This is a genomic window from Ruegeria sp. YTSA135, assembly GCF_059610165.1.
Genome location: NZ_JBXWNC010000003.1, coordinates 64,850 through 91,829 on the forward strand (window position 1 = coordinate 64,850; position 26,980 = coordinate 91,829).

Sequence of the window (26,980 nt, forward strand, 5' to 3'; positions counted from 1 at the left end):
CTTTACTGGCAGCAGAATGACCTGCGCGCGAAGAAAGATAACATTTGAGGCGCCCATTCGATCAACGAACCGGGTGGTAAAGGCGCACAATCCAGTAATCTCTCCGTCCTCACGTTGCTAGGCCCGATTAGAATAGGCTATCCCGACACAGGCGCTACTTGGCGGAGTCTGGTCGAGAGGCGTAGGTGTATCCATTGCAAGATAGCCGTCACTGTGCCGGCGCGCGCCCGGTCTTGTTTATCGAAGAGCGTATCTCGGGTGCGGAACTGCCCGGCTTTAATGACGTTTTTCACCTCATCAACCACCATTGGAATGACCATCAGCGGTTTGGCGTAGTTTGACCCCGTCCAATGCAGCAATTGCGGCGGCAATTTGATCAGCGCCTGAGCGGCGGCACCCCTAGTTGCAATCGCCTCGAAGGCTGCGCCTAGGGGTGGAAGTAAATTACAACAGCAATCTGGGACACCGAAAGGATTGCACAGGCAGGTAGACCCAAGCGCAACTTGCACCAGATATTGAAAAGAGCGAATTCTTTTCCCCACCGCTTACCCTGCTTTTACCGGTGACAGAGGTAAGCCGGAGTGATCGTAATCATAGCTAAGAAGATAAGCACAAGCCTCGGTCTTCCCTGGTCAGCTAAGCAACGGGAATATCTCGTTTAAGGGCACGGCGACCCTAAGTATGGCAGCGATCCAGAAGGCATTGTTCAGGAAACACCCCAACCAATTACATTTGCACCTTGTGGGCTCCTGCTGCTATTCGGTCAGGAATGGCTTTGCCCATGAAATAAGCCACCCCAAACCTCGTCAAAACAAGGAGTAACAGAATGCCGACCGTGTTCAGAAAGCCGTTGTTCTCCTCTGTTGGTTTTATCCAAAAGAGCAGCAGGACCAAGGCTTCGTCGGTTAGTGATGCGTTCATACACTCCCCAGTTTCACTTGATTCTTCGGCGGGATAGGCAACGCTGTGGCCAATCCCTACTGTCAAGGCCATGCCTGAACGTTTCACCGTCGTCCAGCCAGGGGTCAGGGCAAAAGCATAGGATCAGGATCGTAGGATAGTAGATCATGCACCAGCGGATTGGGAAAGCGGCGACGCAAGGTTACAGCGTAGAAGGTTTCCTTGATGCGTGGGTGTTCTTGCGCCTCGACCAATCGGCCTGAGGTCAACTCATCCTTGACGACGATTGGGGCCACAAGAGCCAGACCGATATCCTCGCGCGCCATGAGACGCAGCATCGCCATGTCATCTACCTCGGCTGCGATCTGTGGTCGCTCTGACAACCGGCTGGCCAGAGCATCGAAGGCCGACCGCACGCTGTTGTCAGTGGTGGGCAGGATGAAGGGTTGGGTACGCAGCAACTCCTTAATCGGGCTCTGCGGGTCCAATCGGTCGGGCGTACCGACAATGCTGACAGACTGTTCAGCGATCTGGTGGGTTTCAAAAGGGGTCAGACTGTCATCTGGGGGCGGTCGGTTCATTAGCACCAGATCCAGGTTTAACGTCTCCAACCCCTCCATCAATTCGGTCGGGCTGCCCGAGCGCAAGACAACCTCGACGTCCATGCGCGACAAGATGGGCCTGAGAAACCCGATCTGAAAGTTGCGCGAAAGTGTTGCCAACGCCCCAACGCGCAGCGCCTTTCGGGTCTGGACGGTTTCGGTGAGGGTCGCGACCAATTGTTGCCCGGTCGAGAAAATCGCATCCGCATGATCCAGTGCAATGCGCCCGGCCTCGGTCAGGTAAAGCTGTCGTCCCCGGCGTTCAAACAAGTCGTGCCCCAGCCGTTCTTCCAACTGTTTGATCTGCACCGACAAGGCCGATTGCGACAGGTTCAGCCGCTGCGCTGTTCGGGTCAGGTTCCCGTCATGGGCGACGGCCCAGAAATACCGCAGATGATGATAGTTCAAAGGCATATTGTTCTATTTAAGTGAACGATTTCCAAAGAACAATGAATTTTTAATGTCAAATAATCTGTCTTAACTGGTTGGCTCAAACCTACGACGCTGGGAACGCCACCATGTTATACCTTTTTCTTCCGCTGCTGAGCCCGCTGATCCTGTTTGCCGCTGCGATCTATGCGAGGCGCAATCCGGGTCTTCGTCCGGGGTGCGTACCGCAAGTGGTCGAAGCGGCTGCATTTGCCGCGTTTCTAGTGGCCGCGATCTCGGCCGTATTCCTTGTGATCTACGGGTCCGGCACCTCGGCCCTGATCGGAGCGTTCGGCGTCGGGGTTTCCGTACGGTTGGACGCGGTCAGCGCAGTGATGCTGGTATTGGTCAGCTTTATCGGTTGGATCGTCCTGCGCTATTCAGCAACCTACATGGATGGCGAAGCACGGCAGGGCATGTTCACACAATGGATGGTGCTGACGCTTGCCTCGGTTCTGTTCCTGGTCATGTCGGGCAATCTGGTTCAGTTGCTGGTCGCCTGGACGACAACCAGTCTTGCCCTGAACAAGCTGCTTCTGTTTTACCCTGAGCGCGCAACTGCCCAACGCGCTGCCCGCAAGAAAGCGCTTGTGGCGCGGCTGAGCGAGGGTGCATTGGCGGCTGCCGTTATCCTGCTGATCGCTGCCACAGGCACAACCGATATCCACACGATCATGACCACGGTTCAGGCTAATTGGATGGTGCTGACGGCGGCCTTGTTTGTTGCTGTTGCCGCGGTGCTGGCCTCGGCGCAATTCCCCGTGCATGGGTGGCTGACCGAGGTCATGGAGGCACCCACGCCGGTCTCGGCCCTGCTGCATGCGGGAGTGATCAATGCCGGTGGCTTCCTGCTGATCCGTTTTGCCGATGTGATGCTGGTCGCGCCCGGAGTTATGGCCCTTTTGGTGATGCTGGGCGGGTTCACTGCGTTGTTCGGCGGCCTTGTGATGTTGACCCAGCCCGCTGTGAAAACATCGCTGGCTTGGTCAACGATTGCCCAGATGGCCTTCATGGTGATGCAATGTGGCCTTGCGCTGTTTCCTTTGGCGCTGCTGCATATCGTGGCGCACTCCCTGTACAAGGCCCATGCCTTCCTGAGCTCTGGCGAAGCCGTGCGCAATGTCGCGGCCATTCACCGGCCCGGCCCGATCGCGGTGCCCAGTGCAAGCAACGTTCTGCGTGCCTTTGCCACTGCGATCATCATCTATGCCCTGGTTGGCGCAACTCTGGGCTTTGACGGCAAATCCATTCAAGCCATCGCGTTGGGCGTCATTCTGATCTTCGGTGTCGCTTATTTGCTGGCCCAGGGTTTTGCAGACGCGGCCCCGCGCCAGTTGACGCAGCGCACGGTGGTCTATGCTTTGGTGACGTCGGTCAGCTACTTCGCGTTGCAGGTCATCGCCCTTCACCTGACTGCCGGTGCGCTGCCTGCAACGCCCGCACCGGGACCGTTGGAATGGGCATTGATCGTACTTGCCTTGATCAGCTTTGGCTTTGTCGCCGTGGCGCAAGCGACCTTCCCGCTCTGGGCACCGCACCCTGCGGCTGCGGGCCTGCGGGTACACCTGTCCAATGGCCTATATGCCAATGCGATTTTCGACAAGCTGCTGGACGGTTGGTCCAAGCGGTCCGCAGCCTGAGAAGGGACAAAAACCATGTTTGCCAAACTCGAATCTTACCCGGCACCGCTGCTTGAACTGGTGGCCGAAGCAAAATCAGCCGCCAAGGCAATCCCGCCGCTTTTCCCACTTTCTGCGAATGTTACAGTGAACCCCTTCCTGGGCCAAGCAGACGAGCCATTGGCTGTAACTTCGGCTCGTTTGGCACGGGTTGCGGGCGCGCGGATCACGCCAAATCGGTCATATTGGGCAGAGAAGCTGGACGCTGGTGACATCACCGAGGCCGACATCCTGGATGCGTTGTCCGGACTGGAAGGAAAATTCAACGCCCCCAGTCTTGACGATGTCATTGCCGCTGTGCGTCAGCAGGCAGAGCAACCCAAACCGCTGCCCACCGTGGCCGAGCTGGCGGCAGACGTGTCGGGTACAGACTGGCCCGGTCTGATCGAAGACCGGATCGGTGTTTGGGCGGCCAGCCATTTCGATCAGGGGCAGGCGCTGTGGCAGCAAGCGCGGGCCGGGGGGACGTTCAGCGCGTGGCGCGAGTTTGCAACGCGCGACCTGACGCCGGAAATTCATGGTCTGAAAGGGTTTGGTGCCTTTGTGGCCGATACGAACCGCTCGCATTGGCGCGCGATTGGACGGGCCTCCGAACGGCTGGGCCTGAGCACCGAAGCCTCAGCTACGGCGTATCATCGTTGGCTCAGCACCATGGGCGGGTGGGCGCAATACGCGCGCTACCTTTTGTGGGAAGCTGAACTAAAGGGAGAGCAAGACAATACCGTAACCGAGCTTTTGTCCCTGCGAATGGTATTCGATGAGGCGCTGTATGAGCTTTATGAAGACCAGATCGCTGACAAATGGGCCGATGTTGTCGCTGCGCATGAAGCGCCGGTTACACCAACTACCGATTTTGTCATCGACGCAGTGCTGCAAGAGGCCGCCGAGCGTGCGCAGCAGCGCCAACTGGCCGCGCGGCTGCTGCCGGGTTCCGTTCGCAAGGTCCCAGATCGCCCGCAGGTGCAGGCTGCGTTTTGCATCGACGTCCGGTCCGAGGTGTTCCGCCGCGCGTTTGAAGCGCAGGACAGCGGCATTGAAACCCTTGGCTTTGCAGGATTCTTCGGCCTTGCCAGCGCACATAAGGCCGCAGGCTCGGACGTAGTTGAACGACACGGGCCGGTTCTGTTGCGGCCCGGCGTTTGCTCGCACGCCGCTGAGCCTGAAAAGGCTGATTTGACACGGCGCTACACTGCGCGGGCCAAAAGGGCCTGGGGGCGGTTCAAGTTGGCGGCTGTGTCCTCGTTTGCGTTTGTCGAAGCAACCGGGCCTTTATACGCAGGCAAGCTGATGCGTGACGCGCTGGGTTTGGTTGGCAAAACAAAGACAGACCCGGCCCCGCAACTGGACCCGAGCCTGGATATTGAAACCCGTATTGGCATGGCCAAGACGGTCTTGAACGCCATGTCACTGACGGAAAATTTCGCCCGGGTCGTGATGCTGGCGGGGCATGGCGCGGACGTGACCAACAACCCGCACGAAAGCGCGTTGCATTGCGGGGCTTGTGGTGGCCATGCGGGCGACGTCAACGCGCGGCTCTTGGCAGGCCTGCTGAACGATGCTGATGTAAGGATCGGATTGCGCGGGCAGGGGATAGATATCCCTGCTGACACGGTTTTCCTACCGGCAATGCACTTCACCACAACCGACAGGGTCAGTTTGTTCGACCAGGACCTGCCCGAGGGCGACTGGTCCAGCGATCTGGAGCAGTTGAAAAACTGGCTTGCCGCCGCAGGGCAACTTACCCGCGCCGAACGTGCGGCCCGTCTGCCGCGCGCGAACAAGGCCACCGATATTCAGCGGCGGGCGCAGGACTGGGCCGAAACCCGCCCCGAATGGGGTCTGGCAGGGTGCCGCGCCTTCATTGCCGCACCCCGCAACCGCACCGATGGGGCAGATCTGGAGGGGCAGGCGTTCTTGCACAATTACAATTGGCGCAAGGATGACGGGTTCGGCGTGTTGGAATTGATCATGACCGCGCCTGTCGTGGTCGTAAGCTGGATCAGCCTGCAATATTACGGGTCTACCGTTGCACCGCAGCTGTTCGGCGGGGGTAACAAGCTGTTGCACAACGTGGTTGGCGGCATTGGAGTGCTCGAAGGCAATGGTGGTGCCCCGCGTCCGGGCCTTCCATGGCAGTCGGTGCACGATGGCGAGCGTTTGCAGCACGATCCACTGCGCCTGTCGGTGATCATCGAAGCCCCGCGCGAGGCGATGTCCGACATCCTGTCGCGCCACGCCGAGGTACGCGCATTGTTTGACAATGGATGGTTGCACCTGATCGCAATGGACGATCAGGGCAAGCTGGCCTGGCGTTATGATGGCGACTTGAAATGGTCTCCGATCCAGACCGGCTTGGATGCCGACCGCGCCATCGCGGCGGAGTAAGCCAAAAGGCAAACGAAAGGCGCCCAATTCCGGGCGTCTTTTTTCTGAACGAACGTCGCGTGTTTATAACGCGGGACTCTTTAAACAAAGGCTGGATCACTACGAGCCCGAAGCGTCGCGATCCCGTTCAGTCGTCCAGACCCAGCACTTTGATCGCAGCCAGAAGGCGCGCGATTTCCTGTTCGGTGTTGTAATGACAAAAGGAGATGCGGATACAATCCGATAAGCCCAGAGGCCTGAGGACGTTGCCGGAATAGTGGTCGGCTTTGCGTGTGTGGGTCCGAATACCTTGTTGGTTCAGGATTTCCACCACATCTTCTGAGGCTTTGCCTTCGACCACAATGGAAACAAGCCCTTCGCGCGCGTGATTGTCGGCCCCGGCCAGGATCGTGACGTGTTGCATCTGTCTTAGCCCCGGCAGGTTACCGGTGCCATTGATTGCAATGTTGGTCAGATGAGTTTCATAGTCGCGGATGGCATGCCCAGCGGCTTCGATCCGTTTGCGCCGGTCAGTTTCATCCGAGACTTCTCCGCCCAGCCAGTCGAAATAGGACACGACATCTGACACCGTGGCGTATGAACCCGCGTCACGCGTTCCGAATTCCCAGCCCATAGCGGGCGCGTCAATCAGCATATCATGCGGAATTCTGCCCAGCCGGCCGGAAATCCAGGCGATGCCATATCCGTGGCGTGAAAACACTTTGTACGGTGAAATCACGTAGCCATCGACCTTGTAGCTATCCAAATCCAACTGTCCGTGGGCCGCGTGCTGGATGCCATCGACAATGATCATACAATCCGGCGACACAGCGCTTATCGCCTCGGAAATCGCTGCTACATCCATGCCCATACCCGTTACGGGCGACGCGTGCAGGATCGTCGCCACCGCCACGTCCGGGGTCATTTGCGCGGTGTAATCCTCGGCCGTGACCAACCCGGTTGCGTTGTCATGCTGGACGTTCACATAGTCCAGACCGGCAATCTCGGCCCAGCGGCGTGCCGCACTGCGGGTGGCGGGGTGTTCGATCGATGAGCCGATGACCTTGGCTCCCTTTGGCGCAGCAAGGCATGCGGTACGGATCAAGCGGAACAGCAACTCAGTACCGCTTTCCCCGGCGAAGAACTGACCGGTCGAGGTGTTCATGAACACTGCCAAATCCGCTTTGGCCTTATCGATTACATTCTGCGTGCCTTGGCCCGCTGGGTTTATGCGCCCCGGATTGTCTGGAATAGCGGCATAAAAGGCCGAAGTCTCGACCGCCGTCTTCAGCGTCAACGCACCGCCTGCGTTCTCGAAAAAGATCCGCTTACCTTGAAACGGGCAGTTTTCGACATGGGCGAAGCGGTTTCGGATTGCATCGATCAGAGCGGGGTTGCCGTGAATCATGTGTGAGTCCTCTAGGAAGTCGCAGCGCCACTATCGCCATACCCGGCACCATCGATCTTGAACAGATGTTTACACGCCGTACAGCCGGCGGGAATGCTGGTTCCAGATCACGCGGCGACATTCAGAATTGAGACAAACGAAAATCGCCTTACGTCAGAACGAAAAGGATCGGATGTGAGAAGTGACGATGCACGTCGTTTGGTTCAAGCGCGACCTACGGGTTCAAGACAACCGCGCTTTGGCGCGGGCTGCGGCGCATGGCGCGGTTTTGCCGCTTTACGTGGCCGAGCCTGAGCTCTGGCGCGCGCCCGACATGTCTGGTCGGCAATGGAGTTTTATCGCAGAAACGTTGCACCAACTGCGCGCCGACCTGCACAAGCTGGGTCAGCCTCTTATCGTACGCACCGGCAACACTGTTGAAATCCTAAGCGACCTTCACCGGGATCACGGCCTGACCGCGCTCTGGTCACATGAAGAAACTGGGAATGATTGGACGTTTCAGCGCGACCTGCGCGTCGCAGCGTGGTGCAGCGCGCACAGCATCCCCTGGAACGAGGTTCAAAATCACGGCGTCGTCCGGCGCATGAAATCCCGAAATGGATGGGCCGAGCGCTGGGATGCGTTCATGTCAGAGGCCATAACAAACCCTCCGAATCTTGGGCCGCTGGTACTGGATGTAGGTGACATTCCGACGGAGGAAACACTTGGTCTTGCGCCTGATCACTGCCCGCTGCGTCAGAAAGGCGGGCGAGCAGAAGGGCAAAGCTTGCTTGACAGTTTTCTGCAAAAGCGTGGCGAACCCTATCGTCGCGCGATGTCGTCGCCGGGTGAGGGCGAAACAGCCTGCTCTCGCCTCTCACCGCATCTGGCATGGGGCACACTATCAGTGCGCGAAGTCGCTCAGGCGACATGGGCGCGGCAACGTGCGCTGCGGGACATTCCGCTAAAAGGAAAATCATCTTGGCGCGGATCACTGACATCATTCAACGGGCGGCTGCACTGGCATTGTCATTTTATCCAAAAGCTCGAGTCTGAACCGAGACTTGAATATGAGAACCTGCATCGCGGCTACAAGGGAATCCGCCCATCTGCCCCGGATCAAGATAAGCTGGACGCGTGGGCCAAGGGTGAAACCGGTTTGCCGTTTCTGGATGCGTGCATGCGGTACCTGCGCGCAACGGGGTGGCTGAATTTCCGGATGCGATCGATGGTGATGGCAACTGCAAGCTATCACCTTTGGCTGGATTGGCGTGCTCCGGGGCTGCACCTTGCCCGCAGTTTCACCGACTATGAACCCGGCATTCATTGGAGCCAGGTTCAGATGCAATCCGGAACCACGGGGATTAACGCGGTTCGAATCTACAACCCGGTGAAACAAGGCCACGATCAGGACCCAACGGGGCGCTTTACCAGAAAATGGGTGCCGGAGCTGGCAGCGATCCCTGATAGGTTTCTACAAGAACCGTGGAAGGCGGAAAATGCCGCGGACGTGCTGGGGAAGGCTTATCCGGAACCAATCGTCGACCACATTGCAGCGGCTCGCGCAGCGCGCGAAGCGATCTGGGCTGTGAGAAAAGGCGAAGGCTTTCGGGCGGAAGCTGCTGCCATAGTTTCCAAACATGCCAGCCGAAAAAGCGGAACACGCAATCGGGGTGGGCGCCGGAAAAAGGAACCAGACACCCAAATGTCCCTACCATTTGAGGAAAAATAATGAAAATGCGAAAAAAATACGACCTGCCCAGCAAGATCTGCGCGACCTGCGGTCGACCTTTCACATGGCGAAAGAAATGGGCGCAAGTCTGGGACGAAGTGCGCTACTGCTCGAAACGTTGCAGGCGTGCCGCATGAGTACCGGGGACTTGTTCGAGACACAGGACGATCCCGGTGAGTCCGCGATGTTTTCGCCTACTCGACAGGCTGGCCTCATGCGTCTGGATCAGTTTGCCTCGCGCACCGGCAAGCACTATGCCAGCCAGCGCAATTTCGACTTTGGTCCGGACAGACGCAACAACGTTTCAGCCCTGTCCCCATGGATACGGCACCGCCTGATCACAGAGCAGGAGGTTCTGAACGCGACATTGGCGCGCCACTCATATTCAGCCGCTGAAAAATTCATTCACGAGGTTTTCTGGCGCACCTATTTCAAAGGCTGGTTACAGCAGCACCCAAGCGTCTGGACGTCTTACAACGAGGGGCTTCGACGCGCACTGGACGACGGTACACAAACGACCGACTACAATGATGCCGTCGAAGGGCGAACTGGTATCGAGTGCTTTGATCACTGGGTCCGCGAACTGATCAAGACGGGTTATCTGCACAACCATACAAGGATGTGGTTCGCTTCGATCTGGGTGTTCACATTGCGTCTACCTTGGGAATTGGGCGCCGACTTCTTCCTGCGCTATCTGCTTGACGGCGACCCGGCGTCCAACACGCTAAGCTGGCGTTGGGTTGCCGGATTGCACACCAAGGGAAAAACTTATCTCGCACGGCCGTCCAACATCGCCAAATACACGAATGGCAGGTTCAACCCCGAGGGACAGTTGTCAAAGACAGCCGAGTCTTTGACTGAGGAATTCACGCATCCTCGTGTTCCAGTTCCCTTGCCAGACCCCATGCCGGACGAGGATTTTCTGCTTCTGGTGACTGAAGACGATTGTCAAATTGATGCAACGTTGCCGCGCCAGCCCAAAGAGGAGACCGGGTTGCTTGCCACGCAGCTGCGATCACCTTTAGCGATCGGGCCAATTGTACAATCTTTCGCGGCGGGCGCGGTCTCGGACGCCGTTGGCGCGGTTGGGACCGAAGATGAAAGCTGGGATGAACAGATAATCGCAGCGGCCGAAACAGCAGGAGTAAAAACCGTCGTCACTGGCTTTGCACCCGTCGGACCAGTCGCCACGCAACTGCAAAACACCCGACTTGAGAGAGCCGGACTAAAGCTGTGTCAAATTCGCCGGGACTATGACAGCCTTGCGTGGCCACATGCGGCGCGCGGCTTCTTTGGCCTGAGAAAGAAAATCCCCACTATTCTTAGGTCTTTAGGCTACGCGGTCTAAAGCCCGTCCAAAACCGCCCGCGCGCTGTCACGGTATTCCTTTTTCTTGGCCTCATCCATTTTGTCCCATGTTCGGTACACTTGACCAAGGCGCGGATTACCGCGCAGCTTTTCTTCGTTGCGCAACAGAAAATCCCAATAGAGCGGGTTGAACGGGCATGCCTCGGGCCCTGTCTTTTGTTTCACATCATAGCTGCAGTTGGCACAGTGATCCGACATCTTGTTGATGTAGTTTCCGCTGGCTGCGTAGGGTTTTGAACCCAGCAATCCGCCATCTGCAAACTGGCTCATTCCGATCACGTTCGGTGCCTCGACCCATTCGTAGGCGTCGGCATAAACAGCCAGATACCATTCATGCACTTCGTGCGGGTCGATACCGGCCAACATGGCAAAGTTCCCGGTCACCATCAGGCGCTGAATATGGTGCGCGTAAGCTTCTTCTTTTGTCTGTCCGATCGCAGCGGCCATGCACGCCATGTCTGTGCGCCCGGTCCAATAGAAACCCGGCAGTGGCCGCTTTGCCCCAAAAAAATTCTGCTGCGTGTACTCTGGCCCGCTGTGCCAGTAGATGCCGCGCATGTATTCGCGCCATCCGATGATTTGGCGGATATAGCCCTCGACCGCGTTCAACGGGGCATCACCGTCGTGATAGGCCTGTGCAACGCGTTCGCAGGTTTCAAGCGGGTCAAGAAGCCCTGCATTGATGTATAACGACAGAACCGAGTGATACAGGAACGGCTCGCCCTCTAACATCGCATCCTGATAGTCGCCGAAACGCGGCAATGCCTGTTCCACAAACATCGACAATGCTTTCAGCGCGTCCGCACGCGTCACGCCGAACCAAAAAGGGCGCAAAGTTCCAAAATTATTTTCGAACCGGTCTTCGACCAGCTTCAGAACCTCCTCCGTCATGGCGTCGGGTTCTGTTTCAAACGGCCGCGGCATGAAAAGGTCCGATTTGGCGGGCTTGCGGTTCTGGCTGTCATAGTTCCACTTGCCGCCTTCCGGAGCGTCCCCGTCCATCAACAGCCCGGTTTTGCGTCGCATTTCCCGGTAAAAGTATTCCATCCGCAACTGCTTACGCCCCTTGGCCCAGTCGCGAAACTCGGCATGCGAGGCAACAAACCGGTCGTCATCCAACATTTCCAGTTCGGTCTGCGCGTCTTTGGACCAATCCGACAATACAGCCTTCAGTCGAAATTCTCCCGGCTCTGTCATCAGCACATGGTCGATGCCGTGATCTTTCACGGCGCGCGCAAGTTCACCAGGCAGATCGCCGCTATTGTCGGAGTCGTCCAGTTTTACATATTTAACTGACCACCCAGCGTTTTCCAATTCGGCTGCGAAATGACGCATGGCGGAAAAAACGAACGCAATCTTCTTTTTATGATGCGGGACATAGCTCGCTTCGTCCTGCACCTCTGCCATGAGGACAATATCACGGTCGGGCTTTCCGGCGCGCAACGAGGAGATCTCAAAGCTGAGTTGATCGCCCAAAATCAACAGCAGTCGGGCGTCTTTGGCGGTTGACGAGTTTGTCTTCATCCACGGGACGTAGTTCGGCTATGGCTATGAGCAACACGTAACCTGCCTTCAGAGGCAGGTCGTCCGGTCGAAAACGTCAACAGTCAGTGACTTTACCTAATCGCCGGGGATCACAAAGGTGCCGTCGCTGATCGGCACAGCGCGAAGTGAACCGATCTGAAGTCACCAAAAAGAGAAAAGTCTAATCAATTTCCGATCAAACCAAAGGACGACGTTAAGCGATAAATTAACACCTGAGCTGAGAAAAGGAGGAAATGCGGCGGGCAGGCCCCTGCGCGATAACTGTTGGAGAACAAAATGAAGATGATTTTGTCGCCAAAACTGGCGTTGAAACTTCCACTCACGATTGTAGGGTTTTGCGCATTGGTTACCGTTGTGTTGGTGACATTAAGCGATCTCCGATTTCGGGACACCGCCCTACAAAACGTCGAAGAACACTTCAAAACGTTGGTTTTGGAACGTGAAGCAACGTTGCAAAGCTGGTTGGAAGGCTTGGATGCGGATGTTTTGGCCTTGGCGGCGGTCCCTTCTACATCGACGGCGCTTGAATGGTTCTCAGCAACCTGGAGCGCATCGGAAGGCGATCCACGGCAAGCCCTGACCACAGCTTACATTTCAGGAAACCCATATCCCGTCGGCGAGCGCCAGTTATTGAGCAAAGCCGAAGGGTCTGAAGTGTACCACATGCACCACGGTCGTTATCATCCCCCCTTTTTGTCGATCGTTGATTCCAAGGGATTCTATGATGTTCTGCTGGTTAGCCCGCAGGGGGATGTTGTGTACTCGGTAAAAAAAGAAAAAGACTTTACAACCAATTTGCTGAACGGGCGTTTCAGGGACTCGGGGCTTGGGCAAGTCTTCAGGGATGCGGCAACCGACGCACCCGGCACTGTTCACTTTTCAGACCTGTCTCCTTACGAGCCAAGCAATAACGTTCCGTCCAGTTTTGTCGCGACGAAGGTCATCAACGAAAACGGCGCCTATGTCGGTGTTCTGGTCATTCAACTGCCAATCTCCGTCTTGGACGGCATTGTGAACAACCCGGTTGGACTGGGTGAAACCGGTGAAGTCCTTCTTGTCGGAGAAGATTACAATACACGCATTGCGTCCCGATTTGAGAATGGTGTGAAGGTTCTGGAGAAAGTGCCGTTCAGCGAGCAGATTGAATTCGCGCTGAGCGGCAACACCAGCTTTTTCCCCAATGCAACCGGTATCAACGGCGACAGGGTTGCCTCTTATGTGTCCTCGATCGTTTTTCACAACGACCGCTGGGCTTTAGTTGCCGAGCAATCGCTGGATGAAATTCTGGCGCCTGTAAAGGCGGAACGAAACTTCCAGATTTTGGTTTCAATCGCCTGCGCACTGGTTCTTTCGGTGGTCGGCTGGCTTTTTGCCCGTACAATTACCGGACCCATCAATTCGCTTCGCCATACAATGGAACAGGTGACCCAAGGCGATCTTGATGTCGAAGTGCCTGAGGCAACGCGCCGCGACGATTTTGGAGCGATCGGAAAGACACTTGTCCGAATGCGCGATGATTTGCGAGAGGCCCAAAAGGCCGAAGATGAACGTAAGCAGCATCAACGTGAGCAAGAAGAAGTCGTAAATGAGTTGAGCATCGGTCTACGACGTTTGTCTGCTGGCGATTTCTCGCAACCCATCACGGTACCGTTCCGGTCCGATCACGAACAGCTTCGTCAAGACTTCAACACAACAATGCAAACGCTGAATGCAACCGTGGTCGAAGTGATCAACACGTCTAACAGTATCCGCCAGGGCGCGGCTGAGATATCGCAGGCTTCCGAAGACCTTTCACACCGGACGGAAAGCCAGGCTGCAACGCTCGAGCAGACTGCAGCCGCACTGGATGAAATGACCGCAAGCGTCAAATCCGCAGCTGAAGGTGCAAAGTCGGTCGAGGTGACGATGACAGAGTCGCGCAAGGAAGCCGAAGACAGTGGGGTAGTGGTCCAGAACGCTGTTGCAGCGATGACGGAAATCGAAGAATCCGCAAGCCACATCAGCCAGATCATCGGTGTCATTGACGACATTGCGTTCCAAACTAACCTGCTGGCTTTGAACGCCGGGGTCGAAGCTGCACGCGCAGGCGACGCGGGGCGTGGCTTCGCAGTTGTTGCCTCTGAAGTTCGAGCCCTGGCTCAGCGCAGTTCCGAAGCTGCGATGGAAATCAAGACACTCATCGGCAATAGCTCCAAGCAGGTTGAACGTGGCGTGGATCTTGTCGGAAAGGCCGGGGAAGCACTAAATAGAATTGTGGATAGGGTCAGCCATATCTCGCAAATGGTGTCGGAAATCGCCGATGGTGCAGCGGAACAGTCCACAGGGCTAGGTGAAATCAACATCGGCGTGACTCAGCTGGACGAAGTTACTCAGCAGAACGCTGCCATGGTTGAAGAGTCTTCTGCTTCAAGTCACCTGTTGAATTCGGATGCGGCAAAACTGTCTGAACTTGTGGCCCGGTTCCGAGTTGAAACTGAATTTGATGACCCACAGTCCACAGTTGTCGAGATCAAGCGCCCAACGGCCCACGGTGCAGATTGGGGCCCAAACACAAAAGTGGAAGCACGGCCAATCGCAGTCAATGGCCAGTTGGACGGCCCTGAGGTCTGGCAGGAGTTTTGAAATTGTTTGGCCCCTTTCTCCGCGCTTTGGGTGAAAGGGGCTATTGACGCCAAATGCAGTGTGGGTGTTTGAAAGTGAAAAATATCTTGGTCGTGAGCACTGATCCCTTTTGGGCGACGCGCTTGAAAAGTCAGTTCGGCGAAGTGGCGCCCGGCGTTCGGATTCTCATAGTGGACAATCTTATGGCGGCCTACGCAACGAGTGAGGAGTTGCAGCCTTCGGCTGTCATTGTCGAGCAGGGATTTACGGATATTCCAGAGTTCGAAACTATGAAGACACTGTTTCATGAGTTAAAATCCGTTTGCGTATTTGTTGGAGAAAAAGGGTCTGCCAAAACGTCCGCAGGTCCACGGGTTTTCCGCAAAAGCGACACAGCCGCCTCATACATGTCGTGGATCAAAGAAGTAAAAAACGCGACGCACAAGAAACGTCCCAAAGACTCGTCGAAAAGTAATAAGGATTCCAAGATCATTATCATCGGGTCTTCGACGGGCGGGGTAGATGCACTGAGTACGATCCTCAAACGTTTTCCTGCCAATTGCCCACCGACAGTCATTGTTCAACACACGGGTGAAGACTTTGGCGGGGGGTTGATTGACCTTTTGTCGCGGCTTTGCCCCGCGCGCGTGGTTGCGGCCCAAAATGGTTTGGTTTTGGAATCCGGTCTGGTGTGCATTGCTGCTGGCTACAGGCAACATCTTGAATTGAGTTCGGGCACGCCACTGCGCGCAAGACTGACGGAAGGACCTCCTGTGTCAGGGCATGTTCCTTCCGTGGATAAAGTGTTCTTGTCCGCTCGCCCCATAGCTTCAAGAGTGGTCGCAGCCGTTTTGACAGGCATGGGGCGGGACGGGGCCGAAGGATTACTGGCGCTTCGACGGGCGGGTGCCGCCACGTTTGTTCAGGATGAGCGCAGCTCGGTCGTATATGGTATGCCGCGCGCTGCCTGGCAGCTCGGGGCAGCCCAACGTCAAGTGCCTCTTGTCCGAATGGCGTCAACGTTGTTGGGCGCAAGCGCAATTCAAAAATGAGAATAGGAACTGCATTGACGGACTATCTCGAAAAAGCGCCCGCAGTTGGTGTGCTGCAGGGCGAGTTCAAAGTGACTCACAAGGCCGACGTAGTCTTTTCTACGATATTGGGATCATGCATTTCAGCGTGTTTGTATGACATGAAGGAAGGAGTTGGTGGAATGAACCACTTTCTTCTTGCCGCAGGTTCGGTCGAGGATCAAAGCAGCCGCTACGGTATCAACGCGATGGAGCTTTTGGTCAATGGCATCCTGAAACTCGGTGGGACACGCAGTAATCTTCGTGCCAAGATTTTTGGCGGTGGTAACATGCTTCCCAATCTACCCGATGTCGGAGCGGAAAACACAAACTTCGTTCAAAGGTACTTAAACGAAGAAGGGATTGAGTGTGTTTCGTCATCGGTTGGCGGAAACAAAGCACGGCGCATTCGGTTTCACCCTGCAAGCGGACGTGTGAAGCAGGTGTTTGTGACAAGTCACCAATATCCCGCGATTGATGAGGAAAATCGTAAAGCGGCTCAGCCTCAAAAAAGTCAGCTCGTGCTGTTTTGAGGTCGACTTGCGCACACGATACTAACTAGAACTAAGTTTCATTTGCAGGTTAGCATCGTTCACCAATATTAGGCACGAAAATCGAGGTGATGACCAATCCCATAGAATTCCCCTGCCTCGATTGAGTCCTCTTAACCCCTAAGCCCAAAGCGAGTTTAAAGAGTCGTTTACTTTGGCGCAAATCTTTCGCGTGAAAAAGAAGCCGGATGGCTGGCTACAGATGACGCAAGCCTGCCACCAGCAGAAAAGTAGTTTCGCGCGTTCATCTCTTATCCAGCAGAAAGGAACGCGGCCAGCATCTGAACTAAAAAAGTTTAGGCACAAGTCGAATGCCCACCAAAGGCCAGCGCTTTGATACCAATACATCCAGACCCGGTCACTATTGTTACCCGGAAAAAAAGCGTCCTCGTGTTAATAGTGGGCTTTTTTCACAAAGGGATGCCAACAAGGCGCGCAACAAGCTCCAAGCCGTTCTTCGCGTCCATTTTCTTTAACAGCCGAGCCCTGTGCACTTCGGCTGTTCTAGGGGAAATTCCTAATTCATGTGCGATTTCCTTGGTCGTGACGCCGTCAATCATCAGCTTTGCAACTTGCCTTTCCCGTAATGTCAGACCTGTACTTGGGCGGACCTCTGATAAATCTGAAAACGTCCAGACTGCTTTGTTGAACGGTGTATTGGGTGTCAGCGATTGGCCCCGTACTCGGCACCAGAACAATTCTCCCGAAGCGCGCCGCATGATCCGTTCGTCAGTGTACTGGCCTCCTCCGGCCATTTTTCGCAGCCCGATCTTTCCGATATGGTCGAATTCAGCAACTGACGGGTAAAGGCGCGACAGCGAGGTGTTGTGCAACTCATCCGGGTGATAGCCAAACATCTCCGCAAAGCTGGGATTGCAGCGCCGAATGATCCTGTCCTCGGAATAGATCAGGCCGACCGGCGCGTTCTCGAATGCGATATCAGCCAGATCCGTCGTGTATGCCCTTTACGTATTTTACCGGAATTGGCGAAGCCCCGATCAACGTAGTATTCATTGCCGCAATGAGGGAGGCAAGCATGGATGCGAAGATCGTTGGCTGGGGTCACACCCGTTTTGGTGCGCTCAAAGACAACAGCTTTGAAGACCTGATCATTGACGCCGCGCGCGAGGCGCTTGAACACGCGGGGCTGGCCCCCGGGGACGTTGACGCAATTTGGCTGGGGCATTTCAACAACGGGCTGGTGCCGGATGCCTTTGGGTCGTCACTGGTGTTGGGACTTGATCCAGTTATGCGGTTCATTCCAGCGACGCGGGTTGAAAACGCCTGTGCGTCCGGTTCTGCTGCGATCTATGCTGCGCGCGATGCCATCCGGTCTGGGCGCGTGCGCCGGGCGCTGGTGATCGGCGCGGAAAAGATGACTGGTCGAGATACAAAAGGTGTTACCGAAGCCTTGGCCGGTGCCTCTTATCAGGCCGAAGAGGCCGGAGTATCATTTCCGCAAATCTTTGCGCGCTTTGCTCAGTCTTACTTTCAGGCCTACGGCGATCAGTCTGCCGCTCTGGCGGGGATAGCAGCCAAGAACCACAAGGCCGCATTGGACAACCCGTTGGCGCATTTACAGAAAGATCTGGGATTTACCGCGTGCAACACAATTTCAGATAGGAACCCGATGATCGCGGCGCCTCTGCGGATGACCGACTGCTCTTTGGTGAGTGACGGCGCTGCTGCAATGGTCATGGTTGCTGATGATCTAGCCGGTGATTTCCCCCGAGCGGTCGGGTTTCGGGCGGCAGTTCAAATGAATGATTTTCTTCCGATGTCACAGCGAGACCTGACTGAACTCACCGCAGCGAAACACACCTTTGCCGCGGCGTTCGCCGAGGCGGATATTTCCGTTGAAGATCTTGATCTGGCCGAGGTTCACGACTGTTTCACCATCGCTGAGCTGCTCATCTACGAAGCTATGGGGCTCGCCCCTAAAGGGCAGGGCGGACGGCTGGTCGAAAACGGTGTGACGGAACGTGGTGGGCGATTGCCCGTCAACTTGTCGGGCGGTTTGAAGGCCAAAGGGCATCCGGTGGGTGCTTCGGGTGTCTCAATGCATGTTCTTGCAGCTCGGCAAGTCACCGGGTCTGCCGACGCTATGCAGGTTCCCGGTGCGCAACTGGCGGCTGTGTTCAATATGGGCGGTTCGGGCGTTGCGAACTATTGCTCAATCCTGGAGGCCGTCGCATGAATCCGGCTATCTGGTTAGAACGAACGGCGAAGCGGATGCCGCAATCCCCGGCGCTGTTTCGTGGTGTCGAATGTGTGGCCAACTACGCTGAGTTTGCCAAACGCGCAGCGTCCTTGTCTGAAGCTTTGAAAGCGCAGGGTGTTCGAGAAGATGACCGCGTTGCGGTGTTTGGTGGAAACCGAACCGAATATCTTGAGGCGCTTTATGGCATTTGGTGGCTGGGGGCGATCGCAGTGCCGATCAACGCCAAGCTGCACGCAAAAGAAGCCGCCTGGATCATTGCCGACTCGGGCGCGCGAACGGTTTTTGTCGACAAAAAAGCGGCCGCGGCTTTGGTCGATTGCCTGCCGGATGATGTCGTGCCTCTGTCTTTTGACAGCGACACTTTCCAGGACCTGCGAGATACCGCGGGGTCGGACGCTCCGGCTTTGCGGGACGCCGACGATCTGATCTGGTTGTTCTACACGTCTGGTACCACCGGTCGCCCCAAAGGCGTGATGATCACAGCCGGCAATCTGACCTCAATGACGCTGAGTTATTTTGCGGACGTAGATGAAGTCCGCCCCGAAGATGCGATCGTTTATGCCGCACCGATGAGCCACGGCGCAGGCATTTACAACTTCATGCACGTGCTGCGAGGTGCGCGGCATGTGGTGCCGCAAAGCGGTGGGTTTGATGCGGCTGAGATTCTTGGTCTCGCTGCGCAGATTGGTTCAGTGTCCATGTTTGCGGCTCCGACCATGGTAAAGCGGTTGGTCGACACGGCGCGCGCGTCCGGGCAGACAGGCGAAGGCTTGCGGACCATCGTTTATGCCGGCGGTCCCATGTACGAGGCTGATATTCTTGAGGCGACGGAAACCCTGGGGTCCCGTTTCGTGCAGGTGTATGGTCAGGGCGAATGCCCTATGGGCATATCCGTGCTGCCGCGTGAGGACGTGTCGGACAGAACGCATCCACGCTGGCGCGAACGCCTGAATTCCGTAGGGTATGCGCAAGCCGAAGTGCAGGTTTCAATCGTTGATGCAGAGGGGCACGAGGTTCCTGTTGGAGAGATTGGCGAAATCGTAGTTCGCGGTCGCACGGTCATGAAAGGCTATTGGCAAAACCCGGCAGCAACGCAAAAGGCCATCCGTAATGGCTGGCTTTGGACCGGGGATATGGGGCGCATGGATGAAGACGGCTATGTGACCATGCAGGATCGCTCCAAGGACATGATCATTACCGGTGGGTCGAATGTTTATCCGCGCGAAGTTGAGGAAGTCTTGCTTTCACATCCCGGCGTGCAAGAGGTCGCCGTTGTGGGCCAACCAGATAGCGAATGGGGTGAAATCGTTGTTGCGTTTGTTGTTTGCCGTAGTGGCGAGCAAGTGGACGAAAATTATCTGGACGCAATGTGCCTGGATCGGATCGCCCGCTTCAAACGTCCAAAAATCTATCGCTTTACCAGTTCTTTGCCCAAGAACAACTACGGTAAAATTCTTAAAACTGAACTACGCGCCACGTTGCAGAAGGATTCAATCTAATGAGTCAGCTCAAGGGAAAAACTGCGCTTGTTACGGGGTCGGTCCAAGGCATTGGTCTTGCTATCGCAAAGTCCCTTGCGGGTGCCGGGGTGCGCATCGCATTTCATGGCTTGGCAAGCGCAGATGACGTCGACGCCGCAGCGCAGGTTTTGGAAGATGCCGGCAGCCCAGAGGTCCGGTTCTTCGACGCAGACATGCGCGACGTTTTTGCGATCGAAAAGATGATGAGTGATGTCGCGGATTGGGGCGGGGCAGACATTCTTGTCAACAACGCTGGAATCCAAAAGACCGTCAGCCTCGCGGAGGCCGACGCCGCCACTTGGGACGCTGTATTGGCAGTCAACCTGTCAGGTGCCTTTCACACAATGCGCCTTGCCATGCCAACGATGGCTGAACGTGGCTTTGGTCGGGTGATTAACATTGCATCGGTCCACGGGCTTGTTGCGTCGGTGAACAAGGCCCCCTACGTTGCCTCCAAGTTCGGGATTGTCGGGTTAAGTAAAGTGGCTGCGTTGGAATATGCGCGTGCCGGTAACAAACAAAGCGGCGGAGTGACGGTCAACTGCATTGCTCCGGGTTGGACAGAAACTGCGATCATCGAACCCCAAGTGCAGGCCCGCGCAGCACAGTTTGGTGGGGATCGCGAAAAAGGGATTGCCGACCTTCTTGCGGAAAAACAACCGTCGCGCCGCACATCTGACCCCTCTGAAATCGGCGCGCTGGCCCTTTGGCTATGTGATCCGATCGCGCATAACGTGACGGGAACAACTATTCCCGTCGATGGTGGGTGGACGTCGCAATAAAGGCTTGGCAGTGGGGTAACCGTGGGCAGGGCTTGTACGTACTCGCTTTACCTTACCTGCGTTTTTTCGATTTGGGTGGGTCATTGCGACCACCGTATAACTGAACGAGGTCAGCGGGCTCATCGGATTGTCAACTACGATATTTGCAGTTTAGCGGAGCGAGCTGTTTCGGACTTCAAGCGAAAAGCCCAGATCGATTTGCCTGTCCTTGGTGCCCGCGCCGCCGCCGACCAGTATTTCACCGGCCGTGACACCCATATCATAAAGCGGTGTTCGCACGGTTGAGATCGTGGGAACGCATTGCGACGTCACTCCAAGATCATTGAATCCACAGATCCCAAGCTCGGTCGGAACCCTGATGCCGCGACGCTGACATTCGAACAAGACGCCAAGCGCAAGGTCATCGTTGTTGCAGAACACCGCGTCGCATTCCGGGTACTGCGTTGTAAGCTTTCCAAAGAGAATGGCGCCGATGTTCACGTCGGACGGCCGGTTCGTGACCACGACAGACCGCTCATCGTACATACCGGCGTTCTGCAATGCCTTTCGGAACCCGGCCAGACGCTTTTGTGAGCGCGGGTCCATTTGCGCGCCCAAAAACCCAATGTTGCAGTAGCCTTTGTCGATCAAATGGTTCGCAGCCGCAAAAGCCGCGTCTTCATGAGAAAACCCCACGATTTGATCGATCGGCGCGTCACTCAGGTCCATGATCTGCACCACCCGCACTCCGACATTGGCCAACATCTGCCGGGTTTCATTCGTCTGTTCGATACCGGCAAGGATAACCCCTTTTGGCGCCGGATTAAGGAAGGATCGCAGCACGCGTTCTTCTTCGATCGGGTCGTAACCCGTGTTGCCGATCTGTAGGGTCAAGCGCGTATGTTTAAGCGCATCCTCAATTCCGCGTAGAACATCCGTGAACACATTGTTGGAAATGGACGGGATCATGACGACGATAGAGTTGGTCTCGCTCGATGCCAGCGTTGACGCAGACTGATTTGGTACATAGCCCAGCTTGCGCACCGCCGCATCGACTTTCGCCCGTAGCGAGTCGGACACCTTCTCGGGTGAGCGAAGCGCGCGCGAAACCGTGATTGCGCTAACTCCTGCTTCTTTTCCAACATCTACCAAAGTTGGCTTTGTCATCGCATCTCACCTTGTTTTTAAAGGAAATTATATAATCAGAAAAATCTGATTGCAAAATGATTGCGCAATCATTAATGATCGTCCCTAACAGGAGGAACGTGAATGAACGGCGAATGTGGCCTGACCTTGGTCGTGATGGGGGTTTGCGGTGTCGGCAAAACCTCGGTCGCGCGGGCATTGGCTGATCGCATGTCAGGGCTTTATGTCGAGGCCGACGAGTTCCATCCGCCAGAGAACATTGAGGCCATGCGGCGTGGCGTGCCATTGAACGACGCGATGCGGGGTCCATGGCTCAGAGGGATCGCTCGTGAGGTCAGACAACAGCACGAGGCAGATATTGACAAGGATATCGTTGTTGCCTGCTCAGCGCTCAAGCAATCCTATCGTGACATCCTGAGATCAGATTTGCCAAACGCGAAATTCGTCTTTCTGACTGCCCCGCGAGACGTTATAGCCGAGCGCATGACGGCCCGGACCAACCACTTTATGCCGCTTACGCTGCTGGACAGCCAGCTTGCCGATCTGGAACCGCCAACAACGGCCGAAGATCACATCGCCTTGGATGCCAGCCTAAGCCAGGGGCGCATCGTCGATGACGTTTTAGCCAAACTTAATTGGGCCGCCCACGACGGGGGGCCATGCCTTACGGAAATTCAACAGGAGGAGACCTAACCATGACATTTCTGAAAACCATTGCCGCCACGGCGGTTGTGGCCTGCACGGCGACGGCCGGACTGGCCGCAGACTTTGCGCTGCGCTTTCAGTCTTCGGACCCATCGGGCAACCCCAACTTCGTGCTGCAGCAGCAGTGGGCCGAGCGGGTCGGCGTTCTGACCGGCGGCCGCGTCACGGTCGAGATGCTGCCGGTGGGTTCCATTGTTCAGCATACCGAAACACAGGACGCCGTCGCCTCCGGCATCATCGATGGGCACGTGACTGACACGTCGTACTTCGCGGGCAAGGATGCTGCCTTCAGCCTGATCGCAAACCCGGTTGGCGCCTATGGCTCGCCTTCCGAGATGCTGAACTTCATCGAATACGGCGGCGGTAAAGAGCTCATGAATGATCTCTTGAACCCCTATGGTCTGCAGTTCATCGGCGCAACCACACCGGGCCTTGAGGCATTCATCTCGAAAGTGCCGCTTGATAGCGTTGATGACCTGAAAGGTTTGAAGATGCGCGCGCCCGAAGGTCTGGTGCAGAATGTGTTCCTGGCCGCGGGAGCCGCTCCGGTGAACCTGCCGGGGTCCGAAGTGTTTACATCGCTGGACAAGGGCGTCATCGACGCGGCGGATTACACCGTATTCTCGACCAACCACCAGCAGGGCATGCATGATGTGGCAGGCCACCCGGTCTACCCTGGTTTCCACTCAATGCCGCTGGTCGAAGTATCGATCAACAAGGGAACATGGGACAGCATGTCGCCGGATCTTCAGGCGATCCTTGAAATGTCGGTGCGTGACTTTGCGCGTGACATGACCAGCCAGCTGGCCATGCGGGATGCGGTCGCCGTGGCCGAAGCCATCGCCGATCCTGACATCACCGTACACAACTGGTCCGCGGAAGAGCGCGCTAAGTTCCGCGCGATCGCCAAGTCGCAGTGGGCAGAAATCGCGGGAAAATCGGATAACGCGCAGCGCGTATACGACGTACTGTCAGCATATCTGGTCGAGCAGGGGCTGTTGGCTGAATAACCCCGACCTAACGTAACAATGGACCGACCCGACCACAGCCGTCGGGTCGGTCTTCAAGTTGGAAAAAGCAAATGGCACAGCCGACCGAAGCCAAAGAAAACAGGCAGGAATCGATACCCGAGGCCGGAGCTTTGGGTCGTCTGGTAACTCGTCTGGGCGATGTATTCGCAATCGCTATCGTCCTGTCCGCCTGTGCCTTGATTTTCGAAGTGGTCATGCGCTACGGCTTTAACGCTCCGACCAAATGGGCGCATGAAACGGTGATCTTCCTGACAGCGATCACTTTTGTGTTCGGTGGCCTGTATGCGGCTGCGACCAACAAGCACATTCGCGTCGTTCTTATCTATGACCTTTTGACACCACAGCTTAGGCGCGCCTTCAACATCGGCATCTCTCTTATTTGTGCGACCGCTACAGCCTTGTTTTCCTGGGCTGCATGGCTCGTTGTTCAGCGTGCGGTCTGGACCCCTGCGGGTGAGTTCCGCCTTGAAACCTCAGGTTCCGCATGGGACCCGCCAACACCGGGTCTCATGAAACTTTTTCTCATGGGCATCTTGATCCTGATGTCCGTTCAATTCGCTGTTCTTGCCGTAAATTACCTGAGGCGGAAATGACCGAACTGCTTGCCCTGATTCCCGATCTCAAGTCACTTGGGATCGAAACCGCGACGCTGTTGATGTTCGGCTCGCTTCTGCTTTTGCTGCTGACCGGCATGCCGCTTGCTTTTGTGACGCTGCTGGTGGCGCTGATTTTTGCACTGGGTTGGTTTGGACCAAACGCGATCCCGTTGATCGTCAGCCGTATCTTCAGCTTTGTGAATTCTTTTGTTTTCGTCTCGGTGCCGATGTTCGTCCTGATGGCGGCGATCCTCGACCGTTCCGGCATTGCGCGCGATCTGTTCGATGCAATGCGTATCGTCGGTGGACGCTTGCGCGGCGGCGTGGCGATACAGACCTTGCTGGTCGCGGTGGTTCTTGCGGCGATGTCCGGCATCATCGGTGGCGAAGTCGTTCTTTTGGGCGTGATCGCACTGCCGCAGATGCTGAGGCTGGGCTACGACCGACGCCTGGCGATCGGCGTTTGTTGCGCGGGTGGCGCATTGGGCACCATGATCCCGCCATCAATCGTTCTGATTATCTATGGATTGACCGCCAGCGTATCAATCGGCGACCTGTTCACCGCCTCTTTTTTGCCGGGTCTGATGCTTGCCGGTATGTATGCCGCCTACATCCTTTTTCGGGCCTATACCAACCCCGAGGTTGCGCCGATTCCGGAACCGGACGAAATTTCCACGGCCGAAAAGCTGCGCTTGCTTAAGGGGTTGGTCCTGCCGGTTCTGGTTGTGATCTTTGTTCTCGGCTCGATCTATGGCGGTATCGCGAGCGTGACCGAGGCCTCTGCCGTGGGTGTGTTGGGCGTGACGCTTTCGACCATGATCCGGCGTGAGTTCACATTTTCCCTGATCCTTGGCGCCGCGCGTCAAACGCTGGCTACCGTTGGAATGATCGTCTGGATTGGTATCGGAGCATCGGCTCTGGTGGGTGTGTTCAACCTGATGGGTGGCATCCGATTTGTGCAGGCGCTGATCACGGGGATTTCTGACAACCCGACCGTTGTGATCCTGTTCATGATGCTGATCCTGTTTGTGCTTGGCATGTTCTTGGACTGGGTTGGGGTGGCTCTTCTGACCATGCCGATCTTTGTCCCAATCGTGACAAACCTGGGCTATGATCCAATTTGGTTTGGTGTCCTGTTCGCCATGAACATGCAGGTCAGCTTTTTGTCGCCACCCTTTGGGCCAGCCGCCTTTTACCTAAAAAGTGTTGCGCCACCTGATATCAGTCTGGGCGAGATTTTCCGCGCGCTGCTGCCGTTCATCATGCTTCAGATCACCGCAGTCGGCTTGCTGATCCTGTTCCCCGGCATCGCAATCCACTAGGCAACCCGGGAATAAGACGAAAGACCCCTAGATGAGCACTACGCATTTTGGCCTTTATGGTCTGGGCACGATGGGTTCGGCTTTGTCGTTGAACATTGCCGAAAAGGGCTATGGCCTGCATGTCGCCTCTTTTGTAGCTGAAGATACGGACAAGTTTCTGGCCCGTGCGGACTGTCTTGGTGATGCCTTCACCGGGCACCGCAGTCTTGCGGACATGGTCAAGTCCATGCCGTCGCCAAGGGCGATCATATTGCTCGTACCGGCGGGGCAGGCGGTGGACGAATCGATCACCGAGGCGCAACCGTATCTGCAACCCGGTGACGTGATAATTGATGCAGGGAATGCCAATTTCCACGACACGCGGCGTCGCGCAACGATGCTCGAGAAACAGGGACTGGCCTATTTGGGTATGGGCGTATCCGGCGGCGAGCACGGAGCAAGAACCGGTCCAGCCATGATGGTCGGCGGAACCGAGGCTGTCTGGAATGGCGTTCGCCCGATGCTCGAAGCGATTGCCGCAGATTTCCAGGGTGATCCTTGCGTTGATCGGGTTGGCCCTGACGGCGCGGGCCATTTCGTCAAGACCGTACATAACGGGATCGAATATGCCGACATGCAGCTCATCGCCGAGGCATACGGGCTGATGCGTCACGGGGCGGGGTGGTCTACCACGCAGATTGCGGACCTGTTCGACGATTGGAACAAGGGTGTCCTGAAAAGCTACCTGATGGAAATCTCCGGCGTGGTTCTGCGTACTCAGGACCCAGATAGCGGCCAGCCCTTTGTCGATCTGATCGTCGACAGTGCCGGCCAGAAAGGAACTGGCCGGTGGACGGCTATTGAAGCCCTAACCCAGGGTGTTTCGGTGTCTACCATCGAGGCTGCGGTTGGCGCGCGGGTTTGGTCAGCGGACCGCAAGGGCCGGGCAACAGGTGCTGCGCTGTTTGCACAGCCACGCGCCAAGGTCGATCTGGACCCGGCGGTGCTGCATCAGGCCGTCCTTGCGACGCGTATCGTCTGCCACAGTCAGGGGTTCGATTTGTTGCAAGCTGCGTCCTGCGAATTCGACTGGTCTATGGACCTCGCGCGCTGTGCCGAGATTTGGCGGGCGGGCTGTATCATCCGTTCAGATCTTTTGGATGAAATCGCTACCGCGTTGCGCGGTCGTGACCGGGCTGACACTCTGGCCTTCTGCCCTGAATTTGCGGGTGAGCTTGCGTTGTGCCTTCCCGCGCTACGCCAAGTCGTCACCACCGCTATCGCCGCGGCTCAGCCGGTTCCGGTCATGATGGCGGCCTTAGGCTGGTTGGACGCAATGAGCCAAGCGCGCGGAACCGCCGATTTGATACAAGGTCAACGGGACTTTTTCGGCCGCCACGGGGTCGCGCGTGTCGATAAACCCGGCGTCTTTCACGGGCCTTGGAGTGACGGGGCCTAAACCGGGATACGT

At 56.4% G+C, this 26,980-nt stretch carries 23 protein-coding genes; 17 read left to right on the top strand and 6 right to left on the bottom strand.

Annotated elements, in window-relative coordinates:
* Positions 1-194 precede the first annotated feature (194 nt).
* Positions 195-341: a hypothetical protein gene (locus AC2FIT_RS05130; RefSeq protein WP_496827294.1), complete on the top strand. Its 147-nt coding sequence runs from the start codon at positions 195-197 to the stop codon at positions 339-341.
* A 385-nt stretch (positions 342-726) separates the two neighbouring features.
* Here the strand turns inward: AC2FIT_RS05130 and AC2FIT_RS05135 are convergent, their stop codons facing one another.
* The gene (locus AC2FIT_RS05135) at positions 727-993 is read right to left on the bottom strand and encodes a hypothetical protein (RefSeq protein WP_496827296.1); all 267 of its coding nucleotides are present in this window, start codon (positions 991-993) and stop codon (positions 727-729) included.
* A 32-nt stretch (positions 994-1,025) separates the two neighbouring features.
* Positions 1,026-1,916: a LysR family transcriptional regulator gene (locus AC2FIT_RS05140; protein WP_224890084.1), complete on the bottom strand. Its 891-nt coding sequence runs from the start codon at positions 1,914-1,916 to the stop codon at positions 1,026-1,028.
* 104 nt (positions 1,917-2,020) lie between these two features.
* Between AC2FIT_RS05140 and AC2FIT_RS05145 the strand changes: the two genes are divergently transcribed.
* Together AC2FIT_RS05145 and AC2FIT_RS05150 are read left to right on the top strand one after the other, a co-directional pair.
* Positions 2,021-3,571 carry a proton-conducting transporter transmembrane domain-containing protein gene (locus tag AC2FIT_RS05145; protein ID WP_496827298.1) on the top strand — a complete coding sequence of 517 codons (1,551 nt, stop codon included), beginning with the start codon at positions 2,021-2,023 and terminating at the stop codon, positions 3,569-3,571.
* Between the two features lie 15 nt (positions 3,572-3,586).
* Positions 3,587-5,995 (top strand): YbcC family protein, encoded by a 2,409-nt coding sequence (locus tag AC2FIT_RS05150; protein WP_496827300.1) that lies wholly within the window; start codon positions 3,587-3,589, stop codon positions 5,993-5,995.
* A gap of 127 nt (positions 5,996-6,122) precedes the next feature.
* Here AC2FIT_RS05150 and AC2FIT_RS05155 read toward each other — a convergent pair whose 3' ends face one another.
* A complete protein-coding gene (locus AC2FIT_RS05155) occupies positions 6,123-7,382 on the bottom strand; it encodes an aminotransferase class V-fold PLP-dependent enzyme (protein ID WP_496827302.1) in 1,260 nt (419 codons plus the stop codon).
* 187 nt (positions 7,383-7,569) lie between these two features.
* Between AC2FIT_RS05155 and AC2FIT_RS05160 the strand changes: the two genes are divergently transcribed.
* The 3 genes from AC2FIT_RS05160 to AC2FIT_RS05170 are packed head-to-tail and all read left to right on the top strand — an operon-like array spanning position 7,570 to position 10,441.
* A complete protein-coding gene (locus AC2FIT_RS05160; RefSeq protein WP_496827774.1) occupies positions 7,570-9,093 on the top strand; it encodes an FAD-binding domain-containing protein in 1,524 nt (507 codons plus the stop codon).
* Between the two features lie 5 nt (positions 9,094-9,098).
* Entirely contained in the window at positions 9,099-9,230 is a 132-nt protein-coding gene (locus AC2FIT_RS05165; RefSeq protein WP_496827776.1) for a DUF2256 domain-containing protein, read from the top strand.
* The gene (locus AC2FIT_RS05170; RefSeq protein WP_496827304.1) at positions 9,227-10,441 is read left to right on the top strand and encodes an FAD-binding domain-containing protein; all 1,215 of its coding nucleotides are present in this window, start codon (positions 9,227-9,229) and stop codon (positions 10,439-10,441) included. The genes AC2FIT_RS05165 and AC2FIT_RS05170 overlap by 4 nt, the downstream gene beginning before the upstream one ends.
* Here AC2FIT_RS05170 and AC2FIT_RS05175 read toward each other — a convergent pair.
* Positions 10,438-11,985 carry a cryptochrome/photolyase family protein gene (locus tag AC2FIT_RS05175; RefSeq protein ID WP_496827306.1) on the bottom strand — a complete coding sequence of 516 codons (1,548 nt, stop codon included), beginning with the start codon at positions 11,983-11,985 and terminating at the stop codon, positions 10,438-10,440. The two genes, AC2FIT_RS05170 and AC2FIT_RS05175, sit on opposite strands and share 4 nt — an antisense overlap.
* Before the next feature lie 297 nt (positions 11,986-12,282).
* On the opposite strand from AC2FIT_RS05175, the gene AC2FIT_RS05180 reads away from it, so the two are divergent.
* The 3 genes from AC2FIT_RS05180 (at position 12,283) to AC2FIT_RS05190 (ending at position 16,210) form a co-directional block, all read left to right on the top strand.
* Positions 12,283-14,628: a methyl-accepting chemotaxis protein gene (locus AC2FIT_RS05180; RefSeq protein ID WP_496827308.1), complete on the top strand. Its 2,346-nt coding sequence runs from the start codon at positions 12,283-12,285 to the stop codon at positions 14,626-14,628.
* Between the two features lie 92 nt (positions 14,629-14,720).
* On the top strand, positions 14,721-15,659 hold the full coding sequence (locus AC2FIT_RS05185; RefSeq protein WP_496827310.1) for a CheB methylesterase domain-containing protein: 939 nt from the start codon (positions 14,721-14,723) through the stop codon (positions 15,657-15,659).
* 14 nt (positions 15,660-15,673) lie between these two features.
* Positions 15,674-16,210 (top strand): chemotaxis protein CheD, encoded by a 537-nt coding sequence (locus AC2FIT_RS05190; RefSeq protein ID WP_496827312.1) that lies wholly within the window; start codon positions 15,674-15,676, stop codon positions 16,208-16,210.
* A gap of 428 nt (positions 16,211-16,638) precedes the next feature.
* Here AC2FIT_RS05190 and AC2FIT_RS05195 read toward each other — a convergent pair whose 3' ends face one another.
* The gene (locus AC2FIT_RS05195) at positions 16,639-17,175 is read right to left on the bottom strand and encodes a LuxR C-terminal-related transcriptional regulator (protein ID WP_496827778.1); all 537 of its coding nucleotides are present in this window, start codon (positions 17,173-17,175) and stop codon (positions 16,639-16,641) included.
* A gap of 89 nt (positions 17,176-17,264) precedes the next feature.
* On the opposite strand from AC2FIT_RS05195, the gene AC2FIT_RS05200 reads away from it, so the two are divergent.
* Genes AC2FIT_RS05200 through AC2FIT_RS05210 form a run of 3 tightly spaced genes read left to right on the top strand, consistent with a single transcriptional unit; the run spans position 17,265 to position 20,751 of the window.
* Positions 17,265-18,425 (top strand): acetyl-CoA acetyltransferase, encoded by a 1,161-nt coding sequence (locus AC2FIT_RS05200; RefSeq protein WP_496827779.1) that lies wholly within the window; start codon positions 17,265-17,267, stop codon positions 18,423-18,425.
* The gene (locus tag AC2FIT_RS05205) at positions 18,422-19,948 is read left to right on the top strand and encodes an AMP-binding protein (RefSeq protein ID WP_496827314.1); all 1,527 of its coding nucleotides are present in this window, start codon (positions 18,422-18,424) and stop codon (positions 19,946-19,948) included. Before AC2FIT_RS05200 ends, AC2FIT_RS05205 begins: the two co-directional genes overlap by 4 nt.
* Positions 19,948-20,751, top strand: coding sequence for an SDR family NAD(P)-dependent oxidoreductase (locus AC2FIT_RS05210; RefSeq protein ID WP_496827316.1), 804 nt, complete (start codon positions 19,948-19,950; stop codon positions 20,749-20,751). The genes AC2FIT_RS05205 and AC2FIT_RS05210 overlap by 1 nt, the downstream gene beginning before the upstream one ends.
* Positions 20,752-20,901: 150 nt before the next feature.
* On the opposite strand, the gene gntR is transcribed toward AC2FIT_RS05210, so the two are convergent.
* A complete protein-coding gene (gntR, locus tag AC2FIT_RS05215) occupies positions 20,902-21,897 on the bottom strand; it encodes an HTH-type transcriptional regulator GntR (RefSeq protein WP_496827318.1) in 996 nt (331 codons plus the stop codon).
* Between the two features lie 102 nt (positions 21,898-21,999).
* Here gntR and AC2FIT_RS05220 point away from each other — a divergent pair, with 102 nt between their 5' ends.
* From AC2FIT_RS05220 to gnd, 5 genes are all read left to right on the top strand, one after another.
* Positions 22,000-22,569 carry a gluconokinase gene (locus AC2FIT_RS05220; protein WP_496827320.1) on the top strand — a complete coding sequence of 190 codons (570 nt, stop codon included), beginning with the start codon at positions 22,000-22,002 and terminating at the stop codon, positions 22,567-22,569.
* 2 nt (positions 22,570-22,571) lie between these two features.
* A complete protein-coding gene (locus AC2FIT_RS05225; RefSeq protein WP_496827322.1) occupies positions 22,572-23,591 on the top strand; it encodes a TRAP transporter substrate-binding protein in 1,020 nt (339 codons plus the stop codon).
* 71 nt (positions 23,592-23,662) lie between these two features.
* Positions 23,663-24,205 carry a TRAP transporter small permease subunit gene (locus AC2FIT_RS05230; protein WP_496827324.1) on the top strand — a complete coding sequence of 181 codons (543 nt, stop codon included), beginning with the start codon at positions 23,663-23,665 and terminating at the stop codon, positions 24,203-24,205.
* Positions 24,202-25,530, top strand: coding sequence for a TRAP transporter large permease (locus AC2FIT_RS05235; protein ID WP_496827326.1), 1,329 nt, complete (start codon positions 24,202-24,204; stop codon positions 25,528-25,530). The genes AC2FIT_RS05230 and AC2FIT_RS05235 overlap by 4 nt, the downstream gene beginning before the upstream one ends.
* 31 nt (positions 25,531-25,561) lie before the next feature.
* Positions 25,562-26,968: an NADP-dependent phosphogluconate dehydrogenase gene (gnd, locus tag AC2FIT_RS05240; RefSeq protein WP_496827328.1), complete on the top strand. Its 1,407-nt coding sequence runs from the start codon at positions 25,562-25,564 to the stop codon at positions 26,966-26,968.
* Positions 26,969-26,980: the final 12 nt, after the last annotated feature.

Coding starts and splice junctions, on each gene's coding strand:
- gntR (WP_496827318.1), bottom strand. CDS start 21,897: ATGACAAAGCCAACTTTGGTAGATGTTGGAAAAGAAGCAGGAGTTAGC.
- AC2FIT_RS05135 (WP_496827296.1), bottom strand. CDS start 993: ATGGCCTTGACAGTAGGGATTGGCCACAGCGTTGCCTATCCCGCCGAA.
- AC2FIT_RS05140 (WP_224890084.1), bottom strand. CDS start 1,916: ATGCCTTTGAACTATCATCATCTGCGGTATTTCTGGGCCGTCGCCCAT.
- AC2FIT_RS05170 (WP_496827304.1), top strand. CDS start 9,227: ATGAGTACCGGGGACTTGTTCGAGACACAGGACGATCCCGGTGAGTCC.
- AC2FIT_RS05180 (WP_496827308.1), top strand. CDS start 12,283: ATGAAGATGATTTTGTCGCCAAAACTGGCGTTGAAACTTCCACTCACG.
- AC2FIT_RS05230 (WP_496827324.1), top strand. CDS start 23,663: ATGGCACAGCCGACCGAAGCCAAAGAAAACAGGCAGGAATCGATACCC.
- gnd (WP_496827328.1), top strand. CDS start 25,562: ATGAGCACTACGCATTTTGGCCTTTATGGTCTGGGCACGATGGGTTCG.
- AC2FIT_RS05175 (WP_496827306.1), bottom strand. CDS start 11,985: ATGAAGACAAACTCGTCAACCGCCAAAGACGCCCGACTGCTGTTGATT.
- AC2FIT_RS05165 (WP_496827776.1), top strand. CDS start 9,099: ATGCGAAAAAAATACGACCTGCCCAGCAAGATCTGCGCGACCTGCGGT.
- AC2FIT_RS05145 (WP_496827298.1), top strand. CDS start 2,021: ATGTTATACCTTTTTCTTCCGCTGCTGAGCCCGCTGATCCTGTTTGCC.
- AC2FIT_RS05210 (WP_496827316.1), top strand. CDS start 19,948: ATGAGTCAGCTCAAGGGAAAAACTGCGCTTGTTACGGGGTCGGTCCAA.
- AC2FIT_RS05200 (WP_496827779.1), top strand. CDS start 17,265: ATGGATGCGAAGATCGTTGGCTGGGGTCACACCCGTTTTGGTGCGCTC.
- AC2FIT_RS05150 (WP_496827300.1), top strand. CDS start 3,587: ATGTTTGCCAAACTCGAATCTTACCCGGCACCGCTGCTTGAACTGGTG.
- AC2FIT_RS05160 (WP_496827774.1), top strand. CDS start 7,570: ATGCACGTCGTTTGGTTCAAGCGCGACCTACGGGTTCAAGACAACCGC.
- AC2FIT_RS05235 (WP_496827326.1), top strand. CDS start 24,202: ATGACCGAACTGCTTGCCCTGATTCCCGATCTCAAGTCACTTGGGATC.
- AC2FIT_RS05220 (WP_496827320.1), top strand. CDS start 22,000: ATGAACGGCGAATGTGGCCTGACCTTGGTCGTGATGGGGGTTTGCGGT.
- AC2FIT_RS05225 (WP_496827322.1), top strand. CDS start 22,572: ATGACATTTCTGAAAACCATTGCCGCCACGGCGGTTGTGGCCTGCACG.
- AC2FIT_RS05205 (WP_496827314.1), top strand. CDS start 18,422: ATGAATCCGGCTATCTGGTTAGAACGAACGGCGAAGCGGATGCCGCAA.
- AC2FIT_RS05155 (WP_496827302.1), bottom strand. CDS start 7,382: ATGATTCACGGCAACCCCGCTCTGATCGATGCAATCCGAAACCGCTTC.